21 protein-coding genes are annotated in these 25,809 nt (G+C 37.8%); 8 read left to right on the top strand and 13 right to left on the bottom strand.

The genetic code is table 11. The features are described 5' to 3' along the window. Positions 1 to 128: 128 nt before the first annotated feature. The 4 genes from I8T81_RS07525 to amvA form a co-directional block, all read right to left on the bottom strand. A complete protein-coding gene (locus tag I8T81_RS07525) occupies positions 129 to 2,264 on the bottom strand; it encodes a DNA polymerase III subunit gamma/tau (protein WP_198072500.1) in 2,136 nt (711 codons plus the stop codon). 124 nt (positions 2,265 to 2,388) lie between these two features. Further along, positions 2,389 to 3,021, bottom strand: a complete 633-nt coding sequence (gene cpaB, locus I8T81_RS07520; protein ID WP_198072499.1) for a metalloprotease secretion chaperone CpaB — start codon at positions 3,019 to 3,021, stop codon at positions 2,389 to 2,391. 21 nt (positions 3,022 to 3,042) lie between these two features. Beyond that, positions 3,043 to 4,824 carry a metalloendopeptidase CpaA gene (gene cpaA, locus I8T81_RS07515; RefSeq protein WP_198072498.1) on the bottom strand — a complete coding sequence of 594 codons (1,782 nt, stop codon included), beginning with the start codon at positions 4,822 to 4,824 and terminating at the stop codon, positions 3,043 to 3,045. A gap of 257 nt (positions 4,825 to 5,081) precedes the next feature. After that, positions 5,082 to 6,560 (bottom strand): multidrug efflux MFS transporter AmvA, encoded by a 1,479-nt coding sequence (gene amvA, locus I8T81_RS07510; RefSeq protein WP_198072497.1) that lies wholly within the window; start codon positions 6,558 to 6,560, stop codon positions 5,082 to 5,084. A 125-nt stretch (positions 6,561 to 6,685) separates the two neighbouring features. Here amvA and I8T81_RS07505 point away from each other — a divergent pair, with 125 nt between their 5' ends. After that, positions 6,686 to 7,264, top strand: coding sequence for a TetR family transcriptional regulator (locus I8T81_RS07505; RefSeq protein ID WP_198072496.1), 579 nt, complete (start codon positions 6,686 to 6,688; stop codon positions 7,262 to 7,264). A gap of 47 nt (positions 7,265 to 7,311) precedes the next feature. Here the strand turns inward: I8T81_RS07505 and I8T81_RS07500 are convergent, their stop codons facing one another. From I8T81_RS07500 to I8T81_RS07490, 3 genes are all read right to left on the bottom strand, one after another. Next, on the bottom strand, positions 7,312 to 8,571 hold the full coding sequence (locus I8T81_RS07500) for a serine hydrolase domain-containing protein (RefSeq protein ID WP_198072495.1): 1,260 nt from the start codon (positions 8,569 to 8,571) through the stop codon (positions 7,312 to 7,314). Between the two features lie 71 nt (positions 8,572 to 8,642). Further along, on the bottom strand, positions 8,643 to 9,497 hold the full coding sequence (locus tag I8T81_RS07495; protein WP_198072494.1) for a MaoC family dehydratase: 855 nt from the start codon (positions 9,495 to 9,497) through the stop codon (positions 8,643 to 8,645). A 74-nt stretch (positions 9,498 to 9,571) separates the two neighbouring features. Beyond that, entirely contained in the window at positions 9,572 to 10,963 is a 1,392-nt protein-coding gene (locus tag I8T81_RS07490; RefSeq protein ID WP_198072493.1) for a 3-oxoacyl-ACP reductase, read from the bottom strand. A 235-nt stretch (positions 10,964 to 11,198) separates the two neighbouring features. On the opposite strand from I8T81_RS07490, the gene I8T81_RS07485 reads away from it, so the two are divergent. After that, a complete protein-coding gene (locus tag I8T81_RS07485) occupies positions 11,199 to 12,767 on the top strand; it encodes an acetyl-CoA C-acetyltransferase (protein WP_004701062.1) in 1,569 nt (522 codons plus the stop codon). Between the two features lie 67 nt (positions 12,768 to 12,834). On the opposite strand, the gene aceI is transcribed toward I8T81_RS07485, so the two are convergent. Then, positions 12,835 to 13,269: a chlorhexidine efflux PACE transporter AceI gene (gene aceI / locus I8T81_RS07480; protein ID WP_004701059.1), complete on the bottom strand. Its 435-nt coding sequence runs from the start codon at positions 13,267 to 13,269 to the stop codon at positions 12,835 to 12,837. Positions 13,270 to 13,359: 90 nt separating this feature from the next. On the opposite strand from aceI, the gene aceR reads away from it, so the two are divergent. From aceR to leuE, 3 genes are all read left to right on the top strand, one after another. Next, the gene (aceR, locus tag I8T81_RS07475; protein ID WP_198072492.1) at positions 13,360 to 14,253 is read left to right on the top strand and encodes an HTH-type transcriptional regulator AceR; all 894 of its coding nucleotides are present in this window, start codon (positions 13,360 to 13,362) and stop codon (positions 14,251 to 14,253) included. A 130-nt stretch (positions 14,254 to 14,383) separates the two neighbouring features. Further along, on the top strand, positions 14,384 to 15,373 hold the full coding sequence (gene tal, locus I8T81_RS07470; RefSeq protein WP_107972086.1) for a transaldolase: 990 nt from the start codon (positions 14,384 to 14,386) through the stop codon (positions 15,371 to 15,373). Between the two features lie 73 nt (positions 15,374 to 15,446). Continuing rightward, positions 15,447 to 16,097 carry a leucine efflux protein LeuE gene (gene leuE, locus I8T81_RS07465; protein WP_004701054.1) on the top strand — a complete coding sequence of 217 codons (651 nt, stop codon included), beginning with the start codon at positions 15,447 to 15,449 and terminating at the stop codon, positions 16,095 to 16,097. A 35-nt stretch (positions 16,098 to 16,132) separates the two neighbouring features. On the opposite strand, the gene I8T81_RS07460 is transcribed toward leuE, so the two are convergent. Further along, on the bottom strand, positions 16,133 to 16,606 hold the full coding sequence (locus I8T81_RS07460; RefSeq protein WP_004701051.1) for an Lrp/AsnC family transcriptional regulator: 474 nt from the start codon (positions 16,604 to 16,606) through the stop codon (positions 16,133 to 16,135). Between the two features lie 187 nt (positions 16,607 to 16,793). Here I8T81_RS07460 and I8T81_RS07455 point away from each other — a divergent pair, with 187 nt between their 5' ends. After that, positions 16,794 to 17,966, top strand: a complete 1,173-nt coding sequence (locus tag I8T81_RS07455) for a benzoate/H(+) symporter BenE family transporter (protein WP_198072491.1) — start codon at positions 16,794 to 16,796, stop codon at positions 17,964 to 17,966. 73 nt (positions 17,967 to 18,039) lie between these two features. Here the strand turns inward: I8T81_RS07455 and I8T81_RS07450 are convergent, their stop codons facing one another. The 4 genes from I8T81_RS07450 to I8T81_RS07435 all read right to left on the bottom strand — a co-directional run bounded on the left by I8T81_RS07450 (position 18,040) and on the right by I8T81_RS07435 (position 23,197). Next, positions 18,040 to 18,759, bottom strand: a complete 720-nt coding sequence (locus I8T81_RS07450; protein ID WP_004701047.1) for an MgtC/SapB family protein — start codon at positions 18,757 to 18,759, stop codon at positions 18,040 to 18,042. A 15-nt stretch (positions 18,760 to 18,774) separates the two neighbouring features. Further along, complete coding sequence (gene mgtA, locus I8T81_RS07445; protein ID WP_134262971.1) at positions 18,775 to 21,531, bottom strand: magnesium-translocating P-type ATPase; 2,757 nt, start codon at positions 21,529 to 21,531, stop codon at positions 18,775 to 18,777. A gap of 563 nt (positions 21,532 to 22,094) precedes the next feature. Next, the gene (locus tag I8T81_RS07440) at positions 22,095 to 22,538 is read right to left on the bottom strand and encodes an RDD family protein (RefSeq protein WP_004701040.1); all 444 of its coding nucleotides are present in this window, start codon (positions 22,536 to 22,538) and stop codon (positions 22,095 to 22,097) included. A gap of 431 nt (positions 22,539 to 22,969) precedes the next feature. Beyond that, positions 22,970 to 23,197 carry a hypothetical protein gene (locus I8T81_RS07435; RefSeq protein WP_004701036.1) on the bottom strand — a complete coding sequence of 76 codons (228 nt, stop codon included), beginning with the start codon at positions 23,195 to 23,197 and terminating at the stop codon, positions 22,970 to 22,972. A 285-nt stretch (positions 23,198 to 23,482) separates the two neighbouring features. Here I8T81_RS07435 and I8T81_RS07430 point away from each other — a divergent pair, with 285 nt between their 5' ends. Continuing rightward, positions 23,483 to 23,926 (top strand): universal stress protein, encoded by a 444-nt coding sequence (locus I8T81_RS07430; RefSeq protein WP_004701033.1) that lies wholly within the window; start codon positions 23,483 to 23,485, stop codon positions 23,924 to 23,926. Between the two features lie 265 nt (positions 23,927 to 24,191). After that, positions 24,192 to 25,775 (top strand): ATP-binding cassette domain-containing protein, encoded by a 1,584-nt coding sequence (locus I8T81_RS07425; protein WP_198072490.1) that lies wholly within the window; start codon positions 24,192 to 24,194, stop codon positions 25,773 to 25,775. The last annotated feature ends 34 nt before the right edge of the window (positions 25,776 to 25,809 follow it).

The raw sequence follows: 25,809 nt of genomic DNA, 5'->3' as shown, positions 1-25,809 counted from the left end.
TTAAAATCTAAAATGGCTAACATAGAAAAGTACAATGACAGTGGCGTGACCTGAATATTTCAATCCAGTGAAAAATATGAAAATTCTATTATTTCCACATTTCTCACCAGATCAAAATTTATGTAAATTTAAGGCTTTAATTGAATATTTTGGAGTTCGCCATCAAAAGTATCAATCAGGCTTTTTATAACGGGTTGTTGCTGTAACAGCTCTGTCGCTCTATGGAAAGCTTTTTCTTTACGAATGCTTTGCATGACATACGGTGTAGATGTATTAACTGCACCATACTCAACCGTAAATTGTGTATTCGGCCATTGCTCGTTTAATGCATCAATGAGGCCTTGTTGTAATTGGGTCAACATATTTTCATATTCTTGAGGAATATGGAAAACCGTATTGCCGCCAATTTCACCAGTCATTACACCATGTTGAGCAAGCTCTTGGACGGCTGGAGAAAGCTGGCTGTTTCTAAACCAGTATTCCCATTTTTCAAGTGTCCACTCACCTTCTAAGACTTGAGCAGAAAGCTTCAAAATATCCTGAGGCATCAACTGCCCGTTATCAGTTCCACTAGACTCTTTTACAACTGGAGCAGTTTCAACAACCACTTCGGGTTGCACCAATGGTTGCTGCTCAATAATAGGTTCAGAAACCAAGTCATGAGTCAAAGGCGCATCCTGACCAAGAGAAAACTCAGTATCAGATGTTTCAAACAAACCTTGCGGCTCAGCCGTAAAAGTTGGCTCAGGTTCAATTTGTTTGGCCTGAGTTTCAGCCTGAACTTGTACTGCCTTTTGTTCTGGCACGGGAATGAAATCTTCTTCCAGAACACTAATTGTTTCTTGAACAACTGCTGACTCAAGCCCAATTAGCTCATGATGATTTGGATCAAATACCATTAAATCCTGATTAGACTGAGGTTCAGGTTCAGGTTCAGGTTCAGGTTCAGGTTCAGGTTCAGGTTCAGGTTCAGGTTCAGGTTCAGGTTCAGGTTCAGGTTCAGGTTCAGGTTCAGGTTCAGGTTCAGGTTCAACCATAACGGGTTGATTAATAACTTCAACCAGCTGAACAGTACTTATAGGAGCAATCTCTTGAGCTGTTTGCTGTGCTTGCGAATTTAAATCTACTTCTGCTTGTCCATTTTGTTGAACAGGCTCTGAAACTAAAATTTCATTAGGAGCTAAAGGACGGAAAGCCAATAAGCGTAAAATACACATTTCAAAACCTTGCTCTTGCGTTACGGCAAGTTGCAAGTCTGAACGACCTTTACATGCGATTTGGTAATAAAGCTGCAAATCTTGAGCAGAAATCAGCTTAGACAGCTGCATGATTTTGCGATTGATTTCATCGCTATATTTCAAACTCAAATCAGGTAGATATTGCAAAATTGCCAATTCATGCAATGTTGAAATGAGCTGGTCAAGCACCAGTGAAACATCTAGCGCTTGATGTCTAAATTGCAATAAAAGCTGACTCACTTTTTCACGTTGGTTTTGATGAACCGCTAAAATCAAATCATAAATAATTGTACGGTCAATCAAACCAAGCATTTCTTTAACATCTTGGTGATGTACCGCACCCTGACCATAAGCAATGGCTTGGTCAGTTAAAGATAATGCATCACGCAGTGAACCTTGGGCAGATTCGGCAATTTGCCAAATTGCATCTTGATCGGCATTAATTTGCTCTTTTTCAAGAATAGCGCCCAGGTGTTTGGTAATTTCATCTACAGCTAAAGGTCGTAGAGTAAATTGCAGACACCGTGAAATAACCGTAATCGGTAGCTTTTGTGGGTCAGTCGTAGCAAACAGAAACTTAACGTGTTCTGGTGGTTCTTCTAGTGTTTTTAATAACGCATTAAAAGAATGCGTAGAAAGCATATGTACTTCGTCAATCAGGTAAACTTTAAAACGACCTTGCGTTGGCGCATAAGGAACATTATCTAAAAGTTCACGCGTATCTTCTACTTTTGTTCTTGAAGCAGCATCAATTTCAATTAAGTCAATAAAACGGCCTTCATTTACCGCCTTGCAGGTTGCACAGACTTCACATGGCGTAGAAGTCACACCTGTTTCACAGTTCAAACACTTGGCTAAAATACGGGCGATTGTAGTTTTACCTACACCACGCGTTCCTGTAAATAAATAAGCATGGTGAAGACGACCGCGTTCCAATGCACTACTTAATGCACGAGAAACATGGTTTTGCCCCACTAACTCATTGAAATTACGTGGACGGTATTTTCTAGCAAGTACTTGATACATGTATGCTCCTTGTTACAGGCATAAGCATACTTTGTTTTTAAAAGAGTGTGAACGCATAAAGCTCATATCCGTACAGATAAACTGCGAACCACACTCTTTTTCAAAGCCAGAACCATTTATTTGTCTAAGGATGATCATGATGAAGCTCTTGATCAGTTACACCTTCATCCATGGTTTGGACCAGCCCTACACCATCCTTAATTTCAGCCGAATAATTTCCTTTCTCGGTAAAAATCTGCATGATCGTATAATGGTCTTTTTGACTTTGAGTAATAGTAAAGAAATTCTGATTTGGATCGCCCTGATCAAATTTTCCAGTCCACCGAACAATATCTTGGTCAACAGGTTCGATCTCTACAATTTTACCCGTGCGATTAATGCCATATTCCAACATTTGGAACTTAACAGTATCGCCCACTTTTTTAAGTTCGATCACATTTGGATCATATTTAATGACCATACCTTTCGCATTTTTAAGTAGCGGAAAATTAACATTAGAAGGAAGCTGATCTTTTTCTATTTCATTAAAAACAATCTGTTGCCTAGACAATTTTTCCTTTTCTGAGGGGCTCAAATTCAGCTTATTTTGACGGGCCACCCGATTTTGATTATCTGCTACTTTTGGCCCAGACTCTTGCCGACCTTCTGAAGACGATGTTAAAGCAGAAGAGCTTTGCTGTGAAAAGGCAAACCAGATTAAAACTGCTAACGCCACACAAGCGATAGCAGTTCCTATTAACAATTTATTTTTCTTCATTATTTACAGCTAAAATAGAGATTAGTTATATAGAGAAATTTTCTGTGCGTTCAGGTTAATGACACTGACAGCATCAATTTTTCCTTCTTCACCTAAACGTACACCATATTTAGGGTTATATAGATACGGGCTAGAATAAAAATTAATATTATTACCTCCCATTGCGGTACTTCCTAACGGATGAGCAAAGCCTGAGCCAATATTGGTTGAACCATTATGGTACAGGCCAAGATTGTGCCCGACTTCATGGCGCATAGCGGCAAAAGAACAACCTGCAATATCATTTGCACCAATCATATTATATGCAGAAGCATTGATCCAAGCCCAACCACAGCCACCATCGCCCGGCTCATTACCTTGATAATAAACACCGTCTGCCAATACACGTTTACGCTCATTCTGTACCGTCGTGTCATCTCGTCCAGTCGAGATCGCTTCTTTTAAAGTGGTAGCAGGGATTTTATAAGTTAAATAGTCCACATCTCTTAAGTAAAAACGCGCATTTGAATTTTCAGCGGTTAAGTTTGTTAGATTTACGCCTTCAATCATTCTAAGTTTTGCAGCGCTCTCTCCTAAAATTGCATTTACTTCTGGACTAGAAACTAACAACATATCAATTGTATAACTATCTACTGTCCAGCCTTGAGCAGTGTAAATAAAACGGCGATTTTCACCATTTTTAATTGCAGTAGACAAGCCATTAGCAGCATTAATATAGGTGTTTGCCGATGCATTCGACACAATAACCACCTTATCCCCGACTTGAGCTTGAGCTGGTAGCTGCAAGGTCGGTTGCCAATTTGATGTAGACAGTTTCACCTTTAAAGTGGGCTGAGTCATATTCGGTAAAGTTGCAGGGATTGTTGCCGTTGAATCAATCACCTTTGTTGGTGAAGAGATCAGCTGCCAATAGCCTTTATCACTTACATACATAAACTCATATTGATCGCCTGTTTTAAGCGTTAAAGTCGCTTGGCTATTAACATTTGTATTATTAATCTTTGCTGACCAAGTCGCTGTAGACTTGATAATAACTCTATCTCGATCACTTGCAGTGGTAGGCAAAGTGAAATTCGAGACCCAGTTCCCATCTCCAAATGAAACTTCCGTTAGCGGGCTACTTACCGCGGCTAAAGATGTTCCGATTTGCTGAACATTTAGCTTCTGAGGTTTTATATATTCTGGAACCCATTTTCCTAAAGCAGAATAATATTTAAACCAATATTCCGAACCATTTTTTAATGTAAAACTGCTCGGGAATAGTAAATTTGTTTTATCAATCTCTGAGCTTGCACTTGCTGTAGAAACAACTTGTACGGTTGTTCCGTCACGTACATCACTCGGTAATGCAATGGTTTGTGCCCATTTGTCATTTTGAATGAGTACTTTTTGCATTGATGCGGTTGTTAAAGGTACGACCTCATAGTTAGTACCATTGGTAGGACTAACCGTCGCTAGCTGAGCAATCCATTTATTTTGACTGCTATTAAAGATGAGTTGATAAACATCTCCACTATTTATCTTCAACACTTCTAACGGAATATTCGTATTAGAAGTATCTAAATAACTACTATAGGCAGCACTAGAACGAATTGTAATTTTGTCCGAATTATTAGCACTTGCTGGTAAAGAGAGATTTTTGACCCAATTCCCATTAGCTAAAGAAAATTCTAAATCTGAATAACCAGATGGTATTGATCCACTATTATTATTCTGATTTGGTGAAAGTACAGTTGCGGCATACACAAGTGAAGACGCAACAATTGCTCCAATAATAAGTGATGTTTTTAATTTAAAATTCACAGCGGCCTCTTTTATTTGTTTTTAGATTTTCGAATAGCAGGTTAACAAACCATTTTTTTACAGTCAATTTTCGATCAATCAATTTTTCATTAAATTTCAATTACATGAATATTGAATCATTTTGAAATAAAAACATGAAATTTATTAAAGAATGGGTTATTTATGAGAATTAAATAACTAAATTTATTATAAAGAAAATATTAAAAAAGACATTTGAAGGTAAAAAGAAAGATAAATCTCTCTTTTTACCCTTTATTTTAGTTTACTTTCTTAGGAAAGCTAAACCAGACAAATACAGTTAAAAGGAAGAAACAAATAGCTGAAATAGTGAGTACCCAACTATGCGCATAGCTAAAAGCTTGCTGAGCAACTTCAATTAATTGCCCTCCCAAAGAGCTTTCAAGGTTAGAAGCTAATTGCATGGTTTCACCAATCGAGATACTCGCTTTTTCAATTAAGTTCGATGGAAGCTCTGCTGGTAAAATAATTGAGCGGCTATAAAACCAAGATAACATTAACCCGAAAATAGCGACGCCTAAACCAGCTCCAAGCTCATAGGCCATACCTTCAATCGCACCTGCTGCACTTGCTTTTTGTGGTGGAACAGATGACATAATGGCAGCAGTTGAAGCCAGTAAGGCAATTTCAATACTGAAGCCTAAAAAGACCATACACGTCCACGCTAAAAAGTGATCGGTCGAAAAGTTAAGCTGGGCAAGCCCCCATAGACTAAATCCACTTATTAAAATACCAACAGTAGATACAAGTCTAAGCCCCCATTTATTTAAACAAATTCCGGCTAATGGACCACCTAAACTAATTGCAATCATGAATGGAATAATAAACATGGCTGCTTGTAATGGAGAAAACCCATGCACAAACTGCAACTCTTGAGACAAGAGTAATTCAAAACCAACCAAAGCAATCATGGAAACAACTGCCATCACAATGCTGGTAGAAATCACTGGATGTCTAAACAATTCTAGATCAATCATTGGCGTGGTCGTTCTTTTTTGGCTTCGAATGAAGTGAATTAAAGTACTTATACCCACCACAAACATCACGACTGTAAGTACCGAGAAGTTGTACATCGCCGATTTAATTGAATAGATGAGGCTTAAAATGGCTACAACCAAAATTAAAGCTTGCCCTAGGTTAATTGGCTGATCAGTTTTCTCTTGTTGTTTTGGAATAATCATTGTGATCATGACTAGAACGGCTAAAATAATCGGAATGTTAATGAGGAATACAGCTCCCCAATGGAAGTGTTCTAGTACAAAACCACCAACCAATGGACCAAAAGCTGCTCCGCCACCACCTACTGTAGACCAAAGACCGAGTGCAAAATTTCTCTGCTTTTCTTCGGTAAAGGCATTACGTATACCTGATAAAGTGGCAGGAATAAGCATCGCTGCCCCTAGACCTAAAACAGCACGGGAAACAATTAACGCGTAAGCTGTTGGAGAAAAAGCCGCAGCCAAGGAACCGACTCCAAAAATTGCAGTTCCAATAAATAATAATTTTTTAAAGCCAATACGATCACCAAGTGCACCCATCGGCAAAATCAAACCCGCCATAATCAGTGAATAAATATCAATGACCCATAAAAGCTGATTGGCAGTTAAATTCAATGCTGCACTTAAAGACGGTGTTGCAACATGCATCACAGTTGCATCAATCGTAACTGGTAAATAAATAAGGACGATAATTGTCAGGATTAACCATTTTTTTTGCATAACGCTCTTCAATATCCAAAACTTGGACACGTGTTCAAATCATGGTTATTATATACACAATTGGACACTTGTCCAACTTTTAGTTTTAATGTAATTTGTGTCGAATTCAGTCAGGTGAAAGAAACATGGCCTATCTTAATCGCGATCAACGCAGAGAAATGATTCTGCAAGCTGCCATGCAAGTTGCTTTGGCTGAAGGTTTTATAGCCATGACGGTACGCCGAATCGCAACAGAAGCACAAACATCAACCGGACAAGTTCACCACCACTTTTCTTCGGCATCTCATTTAAAAGCTGAAGCTTTTTTAAATCTCATGGAACAACTTGATGAAATTGAACAAGCACTAAAAACCACTAGCCAATTTCAAAGACTCTTCATTTTATTAGGTGCAGAAAATATAGATAGACTTCAGCCCTATTTACGCTTATGGAATGAGGCTGAACTCTTGATTGAACAAGATGCGGAAATACGAAAGGCGTATAACCTTGCCATGCAGAGTTGGCATGAATCTATTGTGCAAGCAATTGAATGTGGCAAGAAAGAAGGTGAATTTAAAAATACATCTAATTCAACAGACATAGCTTGGCGGCTCATTGCCTTTGTATGTGGATTAGAAGGTATTTATCAACTTGGTTTACAAGGTTTAGCTGAAGAAGATTTTAAGCGTCATACCGAAGCAATTATTCGTCTAGAATTATTATGAATATAGAAGCTGGCATTAATTAAAATACCAGCCTTAAAACACTAAAATTAGAACCAACCTTTACGGCCTTTTAAAATTTGGTCAGTGCAACGCAAGGCTTCTTGAGTAAGCCCCCACAAACGGTAATCACCCGTGATTGAACCAATTTGAAAGTTATGAGTATAGGCAAAACTCAGGTCACGCTCAGGATCGCACCATGCGCCTGAACCATTGTAACCAATATGTCCAAATCCATTTTTAGCGCGTTTACCCATGGTAATAATGCGATGATATCCTAAGCGCCAATTCATCGGAATTGGCATGACACGATCACGTGCATAACTTTGAATGGTACTGAGTTCTTTAAATACTTCTGGGCGAATGAGTTGTTGTCCATTCCATTCGCCTTGATTTGCTAGCATCGCATAAATTTTAGCAAGACTATTTGCAGTAAATGTACCGTTTGCTGCCGGAATAACTGCTTGTAATCCCTCATCACTAAAGAAACTAAAATTCTTCATTCCTTTTGGAATCATGGCATCCTGAAAATCTTGCGGGTCTTGTCCAGTCCAAGTAATCATTTTTTCAGAAAGTGAACTTTTGCGCGGCTGAGGTTTGTTAGGTTTTTCAGCTTGAGTAGGTGCTGGTTTTTCTGATTTTGGTTGAATAATTAATCGTGCTACTCGATCCAGCTCACTTGCAGGCGTACCAAAATAAGCACCGTCTAACTGCAACGGTTCAACAAGATATTTTTGCATGAGCTGATCTAAAGATTGACCAGTTGCTTTTTCAAGTACTCCACCGACAAGCCAGCCAAATGTTAAAGCTTGATAAGCATTGCTCTCTCCTGCAAGGAATCTTGGCTTGGTGGCTGCCATCACATCTAACATATGTGACCAGTCGAGCATTTCCCTTGCACTTTCGATGACATTTCGAATATCAAACATACCACTTTGATGGCTCAGCACATGGCGTAAAGTCATTTGCTCTTTACCATTTTGAGCAAACTCAGGCCAATAGATCGCAATCGGTTTATCGTATTCTAAAAAACCTTCACTGACTAAAATATGCGCCAAGGTTGCAAGTACACCTTTACCTGTAGAGTAGCAAACTGCCAAAGTATCGGGTTGCCAAGCTTCAGTTTGTGACTTTAGACCTGTGTAAATATCTACAACTTTCTGGCCTCTAAAATAAACCGCTAATGCAGCACCACCTTGTCCTGTTCTAGCATCTTGAAGACGGCTAAATTGGTGAGCTAAATCAATAAAACGTTCATCTAAAATACCGTGATAGTTATGGGTATCGGCCAGTAAAATCTCTTTAATCACATGAAGTTCCTTGCATTTTTTGTTATTTTGCTCAAAAGCAGCCCAAACATCTGTTCAGGCTACTGATATTTTTATAATGCTTTTACTGTTCCTGCAACGTGCGGTTTTTGCGATTTTGCATTACGAATCAAGAAATCAGTCTTTTTATCTGTATTGGCAGTTAAAAACTCAACTTTTGATGGTAAGAACATTGGTAGTTTAAACCACACATCTGCTTCATAAGCATTTGGTAATTCAAGATTCGCTAATGCTTTAGCCTTGCTCCACATACCATGCGCAATGGCTTGTTTAAAGCCAAATGCTTTTGCTGTAATGGCATGAATATGAATTAAGTTAAAATCTCCAGACACTTTCGCATAACGGCGGCCTGTGTTTTCTAAAATATCCCACTCTGCCTTTGGAACATAAGCTGGCGCTTGGTCTTCTTTGGCTTTCTCACCTATTCTTTTCTCGACTTTTTGGCGAGATAAATAAGTCGTTAAGCCTTCCATCACTACTTCATTGCCAACTTTTGCCGTAGTAATAAAGTCAAACTGAACACCTTTATCATGCGGTTTTAGTTCCCCAAATTTACATGACAGAGTGAGTTTTTCAGTTACACCAATTGGTCTGGTTTGTTTAATCTGGTTACGGATATGGACTAAACCTAAAATTGGAAATGGAAAGGCTTCTGCTGTCATCATGTGCATTTGTAAACTTTGAGAAAGCACAGCCAAATAAATTGCCGGTACAAAACCATTATTTTGGAAGCCACATACTTCGTTATAAGCTTTGAGATGGCTCTGATCAATTTCAAGACGGTCTACCACATATTCAACTTGTGGCAAGATTTTTGGCCCCTGAGGCTTTTTAAAAATTAAGCCTTGTACTACTTTTGGATAAGCCAATGCCGCTTTTGGTAGTTGGCTAAAATGACGAGTATTCATACCTAACCTTTTATAATTTATAGATTCTTGAATAAAAAAGGGATGCACAAGCACCCCTATTTAGCTAAAAGTGCTTAAGCGCCCAACAAGCTTTGACCACACACACGTACAACGTTACCGTTTACACCAGTAGACGCAGTTGATGCAAACCATGCAATTGTTTCTGCTACATCAACAGGTAAACCACCTTGTTGCATTGAATTCATACGGCGACCAGCTTCACGAATTGCAAATGGAATTGCCGCAGTCATTTGAGTCTCGATAAAGCCAGGTGCTACTGCGTTAATGGTAATACCATTTTTTAAGATAGGCGCAGTGAATTTCACTAGACCAATCACACCAGCTTTTGACGCAGCATAGTTGGTTTGACCAAGGTTACCAGCAATACCACTAATTGATGATACACAAACAATGCGGCCATTTGCATTTAGACCATCGTTTTCTAACAAGTAGTCATTTACACGTTCAGCAGCAGACAAGTTAATGTTAATTACCAAGTCCCAAAGCTCTGGCTTCATGTTTGCCAAAGTTTTGTCACGAGTAATACCTGCATTATGAACGATAATATCTAAACCGCCTTGTTTTGCCGCAGCAGTTTTAATTTTTTCGCCTGCATCGGCAGCAGTAATGTCAATTGCCAATGTAGAACCACCAATGTCAGCAGCTACACGGTCAAGGTCAGCTTGTTGTTGTGGTACATCTAAACAAATAACATGAGCGCCATCACGCGCCAACACATGTGCAATTGCTTCACCAATACCACGGCTCGCACCAGTTACCAATGCAGTTTTACCAGCAAGTGGTTTTGCCCAATCAACATCAACTACATCTGCTTTAGATACACGAATTACTTGACCAGACACATAAGCTGAACGTGGAGAAAGCAAGAAACGTAAAGTTGATTCAAGGTTTGCAGCAGCACCTTCATCTACATAAACAACTTGTGCAGTAATACCCTTTTTAAACTCTTTACCTACAGATTTGATAAAACCTTCAAGTGCACGCTGAGCAATCGCCTGTTTTACAGTTTTTGCAGTTTCAGGCGTTGTACCAATCACAATTACACGACCAGAAGTTGCAACTTGACGTGCAATCGGATTAAAGAATTTATAAAGTTCGTTTAACTGTTCTGAGTTTTGAATACCAGAAGCATCAAATACTACTGCTTTGAATTTTGATTCTTTGTCGCCTTCATTGAATGGGCGTAAATTTAAACCAACTTTTGCAGCTTCTTGCTGTAATGCAACATTGTTGCCTACATAACTGTCAGCATGAATATTGCTAAGTACTTGTGCAATCGCACCAGACAATACACTTGATGGCGCTGCGCCAACCAATACTGCACCATTCACTACTGGCTGAGCACTTTCAAAACGCTCTAATGCAACTGGCGATGGTAAACCCAAATTTTTAACAACGAATTTACCAATAGGAGATTGTGTAAATGCTTGGTATTGATCAGTCATGATTATTATCTCTCAAAGAAATGAATTTTCTACGACAGGCTTCATTATGTTATGAGATGGACAGAAACAATATGAAATCAGTCGTTCATTAGAGTTACTCCAAATCATACTTGAGTTCATCTTTGGATGTCTTGACCTGAATGCTATCTACAATGTCATTCTAGTCAATACAGGTCTATTTGAATTGTGTTAAGGTAGCTTACAAGAATATCGTTATTATGCTTGGAAAAGCCTTATGAGCAAAACAACTCAAGAAAATCCAGCAGTCGAGAATTCTGCTCAGGAAAAAGTGTCAAATACATCAAAGTCGGCTTCTAACACGGCTAAGCGTAACAGCACTACTCCTAAAGCAGCAACTAATACACAAAAAACGACACGTACTCGTTCAACGACTGCACCTGCACGTAGCCCTCGTAGTAAGAGCGCTGCTTCAGCAACCCCGTCTACATCTTCAAATGTAGCTGCAGCACCAAAAGCAACAAAAACCAAACCTTCTGTTCAACAGGATAAAACCATGAGTCAAAACACTGTTCGCCGCGTTGCAATTATTGGTGGCAACCGTATTCCATTTGCACGTTCAAATACTGCTTATTTCAAAGCGTCTAATTCTGACATGCTGACAGCAGCATTGAATGGTTTGGTTGAACGCTTTAATTTACAAGGTAAGCGTATTGGTGAAGTTGTTGCGGGCGCTGTTTTAAAACACAGCCGTGATTTCAACATGACTCGTGAAGTTGTACTGAGCACAGATCTTGCTCCTGAAACTCCTGCTTATGACATTCAAATTGCATGTGGTACAGGTTTACAAGCAGCTTTTGTCGTTGCCAACAAAATTGCACTTGGTCAAATCGATGTAGGTATCGCAGGTGGTGTAGACACAACTTCTGACGCGCCGATTGCTGTAGGTGATGGTTTACGTAAAGTTTTACTTGAGCTCAATGTTGCTAAAACGGGCAAAGACCGCCTTAAAGCTTTAACAAAAATTGATTTTAAAAAGCTTCTTGATGCACCAAGCAACGGTGAACCACGTACTGGCCTTTCAATGGGTGAGCACCAAGCAATCACTGCTTTAGAATGGGGTATTACTCGTGAAGCACAAGACGAGCTAGCTGCAAGCAGCCATCAAAAACTTGCTGCTGCTTATGAGCGTGGTTTCTTTGATGACTTAATGACTCCATTCTTAGGTCTTAACCGTGACAACAACTTACGTGCAGACAGTACAGTTGAAAAACTTGCTAAGTTAAAACCAGTTTTCGGTAAAGGCGAAACTGCAACAATGACTGCAGGTAACTCAACTCCGTTAACTGACGGTGCTTCTGTGGTATTGCTCGCATCTGAAGAATGGGCAAAAGAAAACGGTCATGAAGTTTTAGCTTACCTTTCTTTCTCTGAAACAGCAGCTGTTGACTTTATTGGTAAGAACGGCCCTAAAGAAGGCTTATTGATGGCTCCTGCTTATGCAGTACCTCGTATGCTTAAGCGCGCTAACCTTAAACTTCAAGATTTCGATTTCTACGAAATCCATGAAGCATTTGCATCTCAAGTGTTATCTACATTGAAAGCTTGGGAAGATGAAAAATTCTGTAAAGAACGTCTTGGCTTAGATGCACCTTTAGGTTCAATTGACCGCTCTAAACTTAACGTAAATGGTTCATCTTTAGGTGCAGGTCACCCATTTGCTGCAACTGGTGGTCGTATCTTGGCTACTGCTGCTAAATTGATTAATCAAAAAGGTTCAGGCCGTGCATTAATCTCGATCTGTACAGCAGGTGGTGAAGGTGTGGTTGCGATTGTAGAAAAATAATTTCTATTTATCGACCTAACAAAATAAGCACCCAGATGGGTGCTTATTTCATTTCAATCTATGTGAATTAATGAAGTGATGCCGCTTTAGCATTTGGGAAAAACTTATCTTCGATATGGTCATAACACCACTGGAAAATAAAGGTATAAACCAAAATACATAAGGTTAAGCCAATATCTAAAATAAATGCATCAATCACTGTCATCTGCATCATATATGCAATCATTGGAACAGTCGCAATCAGCAAACCACCCTCAAAACCAATTGCATGTAAAATCCGCACAGGGATCGTTCTTTCCCAATTATATTTATGCTCTACTTTTTCGAAATAGTGGTTAAAAATCATATTCCAGAAAACTGAAACCACTGCCATAAACACACCAAGTGTTCCGGTCACTTCCATCGGCATGTCAAAAATAAAACTTAATGCAATCGCAATGATGACCAACAAAATTCCTTCATAACTGATTGCATGAATGAGTCTTCTCTTGGAAATCAACATTTTTAAATACTCAATAATTACTTGGATAATGTGCATTTTATTTTTATAATTTTGATTAATCCAATCAGGTTCTTTCAGTTTTTTTGACAGATGAATATTAATCAAGAACAATTGCTCATGTTTCAGGCCGTGATTGAAACTGGCTCCTTTTCAGCAGCAGCACGCAAACTTGGAAAAGTTCCTTCTGCTGTAAGCATGTCTATTGCTAATTTAGAAATCGATTTGAACCTGACATTATTTGAACGTAAAGGCCGTGAACCTACCCCAACAGCTGAAGCACGAGTGCTATATGAAAAAACGGCGCAACTATTAATTGAAATGAATCAATGGAAACAACACGCCCATGCATTAAGTACTGGTCTAGAACCAAACCTCACTATTGTTGTGGTGTCTGAGCTGCTACATACCAATTGGACCGACTATGTTTGCCTATTAGAAAACCGCTTCCCTGACCTACAAATTAATATTGTGTCTGCCCCTCAAGAGGATGCACTTCACATGTTACTAGATGGCTCTGCCCAACTGGCCCTTATGTTTGAACGTGAACATTTAGACAATAGAGAGCAGTTTGTAGAACTCAAACGTGAAGCTTTAATTCCTGTTATTTCAAAAACCCATCCGCTCGCAAGCCAAGAGCATGTTTCTTATGAGCAGATTTTGGGTACGAGACAAATTGTGGTGGCAAGTCGAGATGAGACGTTAAAACCCGAATTATTATTTTCAAAACACTACTGGCGTACAGACAACCACCACTCCGCATGCCTAATGATTTTACGTAATTTGGGTTGGGGGGTACTGCCACAAGAAATGTTTAAAGAAAACCCTGAGTTAAACAACAAGCTAAAAGCATTAGATGTATTTGATTTTACACCGCGTTTTGAATATTACGTCGACTTAGTTTGGAGTCGTGAAAATGAACTTGGTGCTGCTGCCAGGTTTTTGATTGACTATATTCGCGATAAGCGAATGCAGCAGGTCCCTTAAAATAATTTCAATTTAGATGCACAACATAAACGTTTTTCTTTGAAACATAACAATTGATATATCGACAGTATGGATAGAGTTTGTGCTATAAAGAAAACATAAGATTTATTACTGAAGATGTTGAATATCAATGACTCATACAGCACTTGACCAATTAAAAACATTAACGACCGTTGTTGCTGACAGTAGCGACCTTGATGCCATTCGTAAATTTCGTCCCTTAGATGCTACAACGAATCCTTCATTAATTACGGCAGCGGCAGAACAACCAGAAAGTAAAGAGCTCATTGAAGATGCCTATTATCAAGCCAAAGAAGAAGGCTATAAAAGTGATGAGTTGATTGAAAGAACCATTGATATTTTAACCGTAAAATTTGGCGTAGAAATTTTAAAACTCATTGAAGGCCGTGTTTCGACAGAAGTTGATGCTGCCCTTTCATATGACACCGAAGCAACCATTAAAAAAGCGCATGAATTATGTGAACTTTACAAAGGTTATGGTATTGATCAGTCACGTATTCTTATTAAAATCGCGTCGACTTGGGAAGGCATTCAAGCGGCTAAGGTACTTGAAGCTGAAGGTATTGCCTGTAACCTCACGCTGCTTTTCGGTTTACACCAAGCACAAGCATGTGCAGATGCAAAAGTGACTTTAATCTCACCATTTGTCGGCCGTATTTTAGACTGGTACAAAAAGGCTGAAGGTGTAGACGCTTACCCAATCGAAAAAGACCCAGGTGTGGTTTCAGTTAAGAAAATCTACACTTACTACAAGCAGCAAAATATTCCAACTCAAGTGATGGGTGCGAGCTTCCGCAGTATTGATCAAGTGCTTGGCCTTGCAGGATGTGATTTGCTAACGATTTCACCGGGGCTACTTACCCAGCTTGAGCAAGATACACGTACAGTTGATGCAGCTCTTGATGCGACTAAATCAAAACAAGCAGAGGCTATTGTTAGACCTGCTCAAGATGAACAAAGCTTTAAAGACGAACTTAATCATGACTTAATGGCATTCCAACTTTTACAAGGTGGTGTTGATGGCTTTATTAAAGCTCGTGACCAATTAAGTTTTTTATTACGTCAATCTTTTGGAATTGATGCAGAAATTAAACCTTAAAAAACTGCACTTTTCATACAAAATTGCCGATTTTTGTTATTATGACAAAAATCGGTTTTTTATTGGGTTTCTTGTGTTCGGCATAACAGATATAACAACATATATTATTGGTACATTCCTAATTGTGTTATTACCCGGACCCAATTCTCTTTATGTGATGTCAATTGCTTCACGCTACGGGATTAAAACCGGATATATGGGTGCACTTGGTATTTTTACTGGTGATCTTATTTTAATGCTCTGTACCGTACTGGGTGCTGCTTCTTTATTAAAAGCATTTCCTTGGGTTTTTATTATTCTTAAACTCGTTGGTGCACTTTATTTGTCCTATTTAGGGTTTAAGCTTTTACAAGGCAGTATTCAACGCTGGAAACTACGTAATCAACCACAACCAGAAATGGCTGATTTACCTACTTTAGATAAAATTCACCCGTATAAAACTGCCTTAAGTATTAGTTTACTTAACCCTAAAGCGATTTTATTTTTCTTATCTTTCTTTGTTCAGTTTATTAATCCAGATTACGCTTATCCAGCTTTAAGTTTTTTAATTTTAGCGGTTATTTTACAAATTATTAGCTTTAGCTATTTAACAGCGCTTATTTTCTCTGGAATTAAGCTCTCGGCATTTTTTAAACAAAACCATAAAATTGCAGCAAGTAGTATTTTCTTGGTTGGAATTTTATTTTTTGGATTTGGTTTAAAGTTGGCAACTTCAACGATGTAATCTGCCTAGCCTATAAAGATGAACATACTGAACTTTTAAAATGCAAGCATGCCATCTGTTTTAACTTCATTGAGTACAAAGAATGTTCTAACCTGCCTTACTCCTGGTAAGGCAATAATTTTCTCACTATGAAATCGGTTAAAAGCAGCCAAATCTTTAACACGAATTTTTAGAAAATAATCGACTTCTCCAGCAACTAGATAACATTCTAAAACATTCTCCAAACCACCCGATGCCTGTTCAAACGCTTGAAAGCTATCGGGAGTTGAACGGTCTAGTACCACACCCACTAATACAATTGTTTCACGCTGTACTGTAGCTGGATTAATTCGCGCACGAACATCCAAGATTGCCCCTATTTTAAAAAGACGCTGGGTATGATTCCAACAAGATGAGGTGCTTATACCTACAAGTTTTGCCAGTTCGGCGTTACTTAAGCGTCCATTTTCTTGTAAACAACGCATAATTTTCAGATCAAGCGGTGTTAAATTTTCAGCTTGTTCATCCATAAGAACAATATCCAGTATTCATTAATTTTTATGAAATGAATAATAGCATTTATAGCTATTTAAAAAATATTATTTTATTTTTAAGATAAAAATAGAAAGCACCTTCTTAAAAAAAATTGTTAGATTTACCTAGCTGAAAATGTAGGCAGAAACATATTAATTTTTCAGGGATTTAGAACATTTAGCCATGCAAAAGATTCTTCAAGATTTTTCTATTCCAGCTGTATTCGCGGGTTTCATTACCTTTCTTATTGGTATTAGTGTTTCGGCTATTTTAGTGATTCAGGCCGCCCAAGCTTTAGGTGCTTCACCTGAACAAATTACCTCATGGTTTTGGGCTTTAGGTTTGGGTCTTGGTTTATCAGGACTTATTCTTTCTTGGAAATTCAAATACCCTGTAGCAACAGCTTGGTCTACTGCTGGTCTCGCCTTAATTATTGCAACTGGCGGTGGATATAGCATAAATGAAGCAATTGGTGCTTTTTTAGTTGTTGGTGTACTGACTGCAATTTTAGGTTTTTCAGGAATTTTTCAAAAAGCACTTTCATATATTCCTCAAAGCTTGACCAGTGCCATGCTTGCGGGGGTTTTACTCAAATTTGGTATTTCACTTTTCGCAAGTTTACAAAATGATTGGGCATTCGTTTTATCTTTGCTCGTCATTTATATCATTACAAAAAGATTATGGCCGCGTTATAGCATCGTGTTCACAGCACTTGCTGGTGTTGTGCTCTGTCCTGTGTTTTTAGACTTTCATATGCCTACACTTCACTGGTCTTTGGCTAAACCTGTTTGGATTAGTCCTGTCTTTAGCTGGTCGGCTCTTTTGGGCTTAGCGTTACCTCTTTTTGTGATTAGTATGGCTTCGCAGTATTTACCCGGTATTGCCATGATTAAGAGTTATGGCTATCAACCACATGTTAACCAACTCATTGGCTGGACCGGTTTAACCCAAGTTTTGCTTGCACCTTTTGGTTGTTATAGCGTCAATATTGCCGCGATTAGTGCGGCTGTATGCCTTGACGATCAGGTTCATCCTGACCCCAGCAAACGCTATATTGCTGGCATAAGCTCTGGTTTTTTCTATGCATTGATGGGACTATTTGCAGCAACACTGACAAGCTTGCTCATGTCTTTTCCTCATATTTTTATTGTAGCTTTAGCAGGTATTGCATTACTTGGTACCATTAGCCATAACATTGCGCTTGCATTTGGCCCTGTTGAAGACCGTGAGGCCGCATTATTTACCTTTTTATGTAGTGCTTCGGGTATCCAATTTTTCGGTATAGGTTCGGCATTTTGGGGTCTGATTGTCGGTATTATTGTATTTGTAGTTCTTAAGTTTAATGCTAGAAAATAAGGCCTAAAATAAAAACTTTGCGCTTAACCATTTAGAGCATTTCATAAACAGTTAAGTGCAAAGTCTTATTAAATTAATTAATTGCGTTTTTATCCCAAAAAGCTTGGCGTATTTGTGGCATTGCATTTAAGTGGTTAATAATATGCTGTGCTTCTTCTGTCTCAATTGAAGTCGCAATAAGCGTCACCTCTATCTCAACTTCTTTCTCTCCAAAAGGTGTCACATCAATGTCTTTAGCAGGATAATTGTGATGCTTCAACGTTAGGTTTAATTCATCCATAACCACTTTACTCTGACTGCGGTCACATATGATGTAAATGACATGCAAGACTTCTGTGTCATCGTCTAATGGACGGCGGTCAATGATATGAACAATCGGTCTCAATAGCGTATTGGCAGATAAAATAAAAGCTGTTGCCAGTATAGCTTCAATAATTAAATCGGAACCTGCCGCCGCTCCAACCGCAGCAGAACACCACAAAGTCGCTGCGGTATTTAAGCCATGGATATTACCTTCTTGACGCATAATCACACCTGCACCCAAGAAACCAATCCCTGAAACCACATAAGCAATGACCCGAACAGCTCCATCTGCTCCAGTAAGATTTGTTGCAACATCCACAAAAATTGCAGCGCCTACAGCGACCAGTACATTGGTTCGAAGACCAGCAGTCCGTTGCCTATATTGACGTTCAAATCCAATTAATGCTCCTAAAACAAAAGCAACTGAGAGACTAATTAAAGTATCAACAATATTGGATAAATCTGCATGTTGTAGAAATTGCAACTTCATCTTGCACCTATAGTTTTATTGCCAGCCGTAACGGCGGATATAGATTTTTTTTACCCATTGAGTAATACACATATAAGCAATCAAAATGAATGGCAAATATAAGAAATAACTTAATGGTAGAGCTTGTAGTTTTAAATAACTTGCTAAAGGCCCCATTGGTAAGAAAATACCAATGCACATAATCACCACTGTCATGACTAACAATGGGGTTGCAGCACGACTCTGAATAAATGGAATCTTAGCCGTACGGATCATATGAACAATCAATGTTTGGGTGAGTAACCCTACAACGAACCAACCAGACTGAAATAAAGTCTGATGTTCGGGCGTATTTGCCGAAAACACAAACCACATCAAACAAAAAGTGATAATGTCAAAGATTGAGCTAATTGGTCCAAATACCACCATAAAACGACCAACTTCTTCAGGCTGCCAACGCTGTGGTTTTGCTATTAATTCTTCATCAACATTATCAAAAGGAATCACGATTTGTGACACATCATAAAGTAAGTTTTGAATGAGTAAATGAATAGGCAGCATTGGTAAAAATGGAATAAAAGCACTCGCAATTAATACCGAAAAAACATTACCAAAATTTGAACTCGCCGTCATTTTGATGTATTTCAACATATTGGCAAAAGTTCGACGCCCCTCAATTACACCCTTTTCAAGTACCATTAAGCTTTTTTCGAGCAAAATTAAATCTGCTGATTCTTTAGCAATGTCTACAGCAGTATCTACAGAAATACCAATATCGGCAGCACGTATTGCAGCAGCATCATTAATACCGTCTCCCAAGAAGCCAACCACATGACCATTTGCTTTTAACTGATCAACAATACGCTCTTTGTGCACTGGGCTTAACTTGGCAAAAATATGGTATTGCTCCACTGCTCTTTTGAGCTGCTCATCAGTTAAGGTTTCAACTACACCACCTAACAGAACCTGATCATAGTTTAGACCAATTTCACGACACACTTTTTGAGTGACAAACTCATTATCACCAGTAAGTACTTTTACAGTTACACCATGAGCATGCAAACTTTGTACTGCTTCTCGAGCAGACTCTTTAGGTGGATCAAGGAATGCGACATAACCAATTAAAATGAGATCACTTTCATCAACAACCGAATAATTTTCCTGATTATTATCAAACTCACGATACGCTACAGCAACAACACGTAATCCATCACGGTTATAACGTTGAGTTAATGCTTCAATTGCCACTTCACGTTGTTTTGTTAAAGGTTCTACTTTGCCATTTACTTCAACATAACGGCAAACTTTCAACATTTCCTCAACTGCGCCTTTAGTAATCATACGCACTTTTTCTTGAGGCGTTTGTACCACGACTGACATACGGCGGCGATCAAAATCAAAAGGAACTTCATCTAACTTCTTATAACGTAACTTTTGCGTTTTGATCTGATCATCTACAGCTTCTAACACAGCCACATCAAGCAAATTTTTCAAACCAGTTTGATAGTAACTGTTTAAAAATGCCTGCATGAGCACAAAGTCTGATTTTTCACCATTTACATCAATATGTTGAGATAAAAAGATTTTGTCTTGAGTGAGCGTTCCAGTTTTATCGGTACATAAAACATCCATCGCACCAAAGTTTTGGATTGCATCTAGACGTTTAACAATCACTTTCTTTTTAGATAAGAAAACTGCGCCCTTTGCTAAAGTTGAAGTCACAATCATCGGTAGCATTTCTGGAGTAAGACCAACAGCAACTGATAGCGCGAATAAAAATGCCTCAGTCCAATCACCTTTGGTAAAGCCATTAATGAACAGTACAACAGGTGCCATCACCAACATAAAGCGAATGAGTAACCAACTGACTTTGTTAACACCCATTTGAAATGCTGTGTTGCTTCGATCAGTAGCCGTAACTCGGTGAGCAAGTGCACCAAAATATGTTTGAATACCAGTACTTAAAACAACTGCTTGAGCCGAACCAGAAACAATATTGGTTCCCATAAATACAATGTTATCTAGTTCTAAAGCACTCGTTTCTTCGAGATTTTTCTGTAAAGGGAATTTCTCGACAGGCATCGATTCACCAGTCATTGCAGCTTGAGAAACAAACAAATCTTTGGCATTTAAAATTCTGCAATCAGCAGGAATCATATCTCCCGCCGATAGTAAAATCACATCACCTGGCACCAAATATTGAATTGGCATTTCAAATTGATGGTTGGTTTGATTCTTAATATCAATACCATAGCGCTCATGCATAAGCGCTAAATCTTCTGCACTGACTTGATGACGAAGTACTGTAGCAGTATTGCTCACCATTGCCTTTAAAGCGTCTGCAGCTTGATTTGATTTTGCTTCTTGCCAATAACGAAGTAACGTCGAGAGAATAACCATCACACTAATGATGGTTGAGCCAGTTAAATCATCGGTAAAGAAAGCAATCAGTGCCAAAAGGCTAAGCAAAATATTGAACGGATTGCGGTAGCAATACCAAAGATGTTGCCACCAAGTTAATGGTTTCTCATGAGTAATCTCATTAAGCCCCACTGCCATTTGCTGGGTATGTGCTTGCTCTTCTGTAAGCCCTGTGAAGTGAGTATCGAATTGTTTTAATAAGTCACCTGTTTGGGCTCTTGATGCATCGAGCAGACGCATAGATAAGTTTTTGCTAATTTCTTGAGCATAGCTTGATTGATGTAGCTCTTTAAAAGATCGATTACGACCAAAAAAACGCATCAAATGAAATCTTTGTAAAAATGCTGTGAAGAGTCGTTGCCAGAATTTCATCACGAAATCCTCCATTTTTTAGGCGTACAAAGCTCTCGACCTTATTGAGAAATAAAGTCTATAAAAATTTAAAATTTAGAAAGGAATAGGAGATCGTAGACTTACGATGAAGAAGAGAAAATTAACCCAAAGCCAAACCAACGCTGACGAAAAGTCACAGGTTTGAACATAGCTCGGATACTTTGAATCGTATGAGACGAATTATTTACCAACATTGAAGTTTGGTAGGCATAGCTGTGTGTGGAAGCATATAAAAACATTGGCTTCTCCCCATTTCTAGCGAGAAACTAAACAGATAAGCGCTTGAAGTACTTGATTACAAATAAAGTAATTTGTATAGGTTTAATCTAATTTTTTACAAAGCTATCTCATTGCAAGATAGCCCTTCCTAAAGGTGATCTTGCTCAGTATTGGCTTTGGTTTAATCGATAATTAAACTCGAACCTCGAACAACTACCCATTTAGGATCTCCATTAAATAAACTCGCGGCAAGTATATGTTTTACTATCTAGCACACAAGTTTATTTTTGTAATTTTTTATTAATAAAAATTTTAATCAAGCTCTATAGCTCTCTTACAACTACTGTTTTCGCCATTTTGTCATGCCATCCTTGCTTTTTCGGATCAAACGCCACCCAAAAAAGACCGATACAAAACACTAAAATGGATGGAATATATCCAATATAACGAATGATAGATTGCATCAAAGTTAACTTATTGCCTGTTTTTTCATCGAGAACCTTTAAACGCATTAAACGTTTTCCAGGGGTACCCGCAAGATAGATCCAACATAAAACGGTATATAAAAACGGAAAAGCATAATTCACGATCAAATCAAAACCATAATTTTGAGGTTTACTGCTCAAACCAGTAGAAAATATCAAATCATAATCGCCATGATAAAAAATCCATGCTGCAGGTATAATTGCTAAAAACATGATAAGGCTATCTATAATCATTGCCCCAAATCTTAGCCAGAACCCTGCATATTCGTATTTATAACTCATGCATACACCTCACTTTTCTTATGTTTTTACTTTACACCAAACACATAACTTCATTTTAGTTTCATCGTAAAGGAAACGTTTTTATTTTTAAATACTTGAAGTAATTTTTTAATTTTCAATTTTATTAAGAATTGCCCTAATTTTTTTCGAGACCCTACGCCTATCGCATTAAAATAAAATAGATCATTTTTAAGTATTTTATAAACACAAAACTCTAAATAAAGTAGCTTAATTATTTTCATTCGATTAGGCATATATAACAGCTAACTATTTCCAATAGAAAAAAATCGATTTTACGTTCTTTTTTAAATAGTAAAGCAGCACAAACAAGCCCTAAACTGATAATAATTTAAAGAGGCTTGAAGTTAATATGCTATTAAATTTTTCAAAATATTAAATACCACCAAAAAACATGATAAAGATCATATTTCTTATTTAACTTCGAAATAATGCTTTTCAGTAACGAGTTTTATTTTTAGATTTTTATATAATCGATCCTTGGCATTCTCGAGCGAAGGGACTACTTTTTCTGCAAATTTATCATCAGCCATAAGCCTTGCATAAGTTTTGTAGCCGATTACTAACTTTTCTGGCTCTTTACCTGTTTGTTTAAATTCTTCAATAAGCTTACTTACTTTCTTTGCTGTTAAATCTGCCATATGATCACTCCCCCTCAATATACTATTTGGTTATACGAGTTCAGTGTGACAAAAATATGAAAAAGTAATTTATTGTAAAGTTCATCTAAAAAATAAGTTTTCAGTTTAATCTTTACCATCTTAATAGTTATATTTAAAAACCTTATAAAACAATGAAATAATTAAACTTCATTTAATTTGATTGCGACTTAATTGAATTGATTTGTACCTTTAAACAAATGTGTTACTCTTAAAGTAAGAAAAGCTTCATACATATAACAACTTGTAAATAAGAGGAATAACATTATGAATTATCAACATATTATTGTACCTGTAGATGGTTCAGAAATTTCTTTGGCAGCAGCACGTCAAGCTGCCCATATTGCTAAGGCTTTTGGTAGTAAACTTACAGCGATTAGTCTTGTTGCAGTAGACCCATTTAGCGGTGTCGATTTTTATTACATCTCTCCTGTTGTAAAAGATTATTTTGTTGAAGCTCGTGCAAATGCTGAAAAAACACTGGCTAAAGTAAAAGCTTTATGTGCTGAAGAAGGTGTTGATATTGATACAGAAATTATTCAGGGTGAAATTTCATCTGACGGTATTTTAAAAGCTGTAGAAGACTTAAAATCAGACTTAATTGTTATTGGTTCACATGGCCGTAAAGGTTTCCAAAAACTTATTTTAGGTAGCTTTGCGCAAGATGTTCTAAACAGCACCAAAATTCAAGTTTTGGTCGTAAAAGAATAATTTCTTGATGTTAAGGGAAAGCCTAATCTATATCTATGGATTGGGCTTTTCCTTTTTAAACTGCATAAATTTTACACAGACTAAAAATCATTATAGAATACCAACCTCGTTTCCTATTTTTTGTGAGTCACGCCAATGAAGTAAGTCCTTTTTCTCATCAATTTTCCTTTTTTGATGTGCAAAATAGACTATTTCTTAGTGGCTTAACGTCTTTATTTAAAGTTTAACTTTCCTATTTTGTACATCCTGTATTTATGAGGTTTTAATGACTCAGCAGGCATGTGTAATATCACAACTCACTCTAGAATTTCCTTCGAAAGTGATGTTTAAACAATTGAATTTCTCACTAGAGTATCGCCAAGTATCCGCTTTAATTGGTCGTAATGGTCAAGGTAAATCTTTACTTATGCAATTGCTCCAAGAAGTTTGTCCCACTGAGGAAATGCACATCAGCGGTCAAATTACTTGGCAAACGAAGCATGCATATTTATCTCAATTAATGCGTCTTTCTTCATCCACAATTGCAGAAGCTTTAGAGATCGATCATCTCTACAATGCTTTGCAAAGAGTAGAACAAGGTGAAGCTGAATATGATGATTATGATTTATTAGAGGGCAAATGGGATCTTCCTTCAGTTTGGGAGACTTTATTGCGATCGGCACAACTCCCAACCGATTTAAAGTTTCCAGTTCATCAATTAAGTGAAGGACAAAAAACCAAGTTAGCGTTAGCAGCATTATTTTTAAAAACCGACCACTATCTATTGCTTGATGAACCAAGTAACCATCTCGATCAAGATGCTAGACAGTGGTTGATTGCTCACTTAAAAAATCATCCGGCAGGTGCTCTTATTATTAGCCACGATCTGACTTTACTCAATGAAGTAGACCATATTTACTATTTAAATGAACATGGTTTACATCACACTACTGGAAACTATGATTTTTTTTATGAGCAATATCAAGATCAGATTGAGTCTTTAGAGCAGTCGGTGCATCAACATCAACGTGAAGTTAAACACATGAAGCAGAAGCAACATGATGTCTTAATGAAAGCACAAAAACGTGAACGTGCTGGTAATAAACTTCGTGATTCAAATTCACAAGCCAAAATTTTACTCGACTTTAAAAAAGAACAGGCTGGGCAAAGCTTAGGAGCAATACATTCTCAACATCAGCGTCAAATTGATCAAAGCCAGCAAGACTTAAAGAATAAGAAAGTACTTCTGGAAACCGTTAAGCCTCAGCAGTTTGTCTTCCATTCTTTTCAAAAAAGGTCAGGAGAAATTCTCAGGGTTCATAATCTAAAACTCAACTATGGCACCCAACAGCCAATTAATTTCGCACTCAAAGCTTCTCAAAAACTTCACTTAGTTGGTCGCAATGGTATTGGTAAATCAACTTTGTTGAAACAGATTGTTCAAAGTAGTTTATTGCCTACGGACGAAATTAGCCTATTTGTAAATTGTTTTTATCTTGATCAGAACTTTAGCTTTTTGTTAGATCATCTATCAGCAGTTGAAAACCTAAGGAATATTAATTCGAATATTTCCGAATTGGAGTGGAGAAATTTACTAGGTCAACTCAGGCTCCGTGGTGATAAAGGCACCCATCCTTTAACTCAACTGAGCGGCGGTGAAAAGTTAAAAGTCGCATTGTTAGGTTTGAGTCATGCAGAGACTATGCCTGAACTTTTATTACTCGATGAACCCGAAAATCATTTAGACATCGAATCAAGAGAACTTTTCGCGAAAGCAATTTCAAGCTATGAAGGTGCTGTATTACTTGTTTCTCATGATTCAAATTTTGTTGATAAATGCCGAATTGTAGAAAAACTTTATTTAAGCTGATTCTATTTTTAATCTATACATAGGCTCGATAGTT

The sequence above is a fragment of the Acinetobacter seifertii genome, from assembly GCF_016064815.1.
GTDB classification, from domain to species: domain Bacteria; phylum Pseudomonadota; class Gammaproteobacteria; order Pseudomonadales; family Moraxellaceae; genus Acinetobacter; species Acinetobacter seifertii.
The sequence above is the reverse complement of the archived record's forward strand: the minus strand, read 5'-3'. Positions and strand labels throughout refer to the sequence as shown.

Excerpts from the sequence above, each read along its gene's own strand:
- I8T81_RS07525 (WP_198072500.1), bottom strand. The coding sequence starts at position 2,264 with ATGTATCAAGTACTTGCTAGAAAATACCGTCCACGTAATTTCAATGAG.
- cpaB (WP_198072499.1), bottom strand. The coding sequence starts at position 3,021 with ATGAAGAAAAATAAATTGTTAATAGGAACTGCTATCGCTTGTGTGGCG.
- amvA (WP_198072497.1), bottom strand. The coding sequence starts at position 6,560 with ATGCAAAAAAAATGGTTAATCCTGACAATTATCGTCCTTATTTATTTA.
- I8T81_RS07505 (WP_198072496.1), top strand. The coding sequence starts at position 6,686 with ATGGCCTATCTTAATCGCGATCAACGCAGAGAAATGATTCTGCAAGCT.
- I8T81_RS07495 (WP_198072494.1), bottom strand. The coding sequence starts at position 9,497 with ATGAATACTCGTCATTTTAGCCAACTACCAAAAGCGGCATTGGCTTAT.
- I8T81_RS07490 (WP_198072493.1), bottom strand. The coding sequence starts at position 10,963 with ATGACTGATCAATACCAAGCATTTACACAATCTCCTATTGGTAAATTC.
- I8T81_RS07485 (WP_004701062.1), top strand. The coding sequence starts at position 11,199 with ATGAGCAAAACAACTCAAGAAAATCCAGCAGTCGAGAATTCTGCTCAG.
- aceI (WP_004701059.1), bottom strand. The coding sequence starts at position 13,269 with ATGTTGATTTCCAAGAGAAGACTCATTCATGCAATCAGTTATGAAGGA.
- aceR (WP_198072492.1), top strand. The coding sequence starts at position 13,360 with ATGAATATTAATCAAGAACAATTGCTCATGTTTCAGGCCGTGATTGAA.
- tal (WP_107972086.1), top strand. The coding sequence starts at position 14,384 with ATGACTCATACAGCACTTGACCAATTAAAAACATTAACGACCGTTGTT.
- I8T81_RS07460 (WP_004701051.1), bottom strand. The coding sequence starts at position 16,606 with ATGGATGAACAAGCTGAAAATTTAACACCGCTTGATCTGAAAATTATG.
- I8T81_RS07455 (WP_198072491.1), top strand. The coding sequence starts at position 16,794 with ATGCAAAAGATTCTTCAAGATTTTTCTATTCCAGCTGTATTCGCGGGT.
- I8T81_RS07450 (WP_004701047.1), bottom strand. The coding sequence starts at position 18,759 with ATGAAGTTGCAATTTCTACAACATGCAGATTTATCCAATATTGTTGAT.
- mgtA (WP_134262971.1), bottom strand. The coding sequence starts at position 21,531 with ATGAAATTCTGGCAACGACTCTTCACAGCATTTTTACAAAGATTTCAT.
- I8T81_RS07440 (WP_004701040.1), bottom strand. The coding sequence starts at position 22,538 with ATGAGTTATAAATACGAATATGCAGGGTTCTGGCTAAGATTTGGGGCA.
- I8T81_RS07435 (WP_004701036.1), bottom strand. The coding sequence starts at position 23,197 with ATGGCAGATTTAACAGCAAAGAAAGTAAGTAAGCTTATTGAAGAATTT.
- I8T81_RS07430 (WP_004701033.1), top strand. The coding sequence starts at position 23,483 with ATGAATTATCAACATATTATTGTACCTGTAGATGGTTCAGAAATTTCT.
- I8T81_RS07425 (WP_198072490.1), top strand. The coding sequence starts at position 24,192 with ATGACTCAGCAGGCATGTGTAATATCACAACTCACTCTAGAATTTCCT.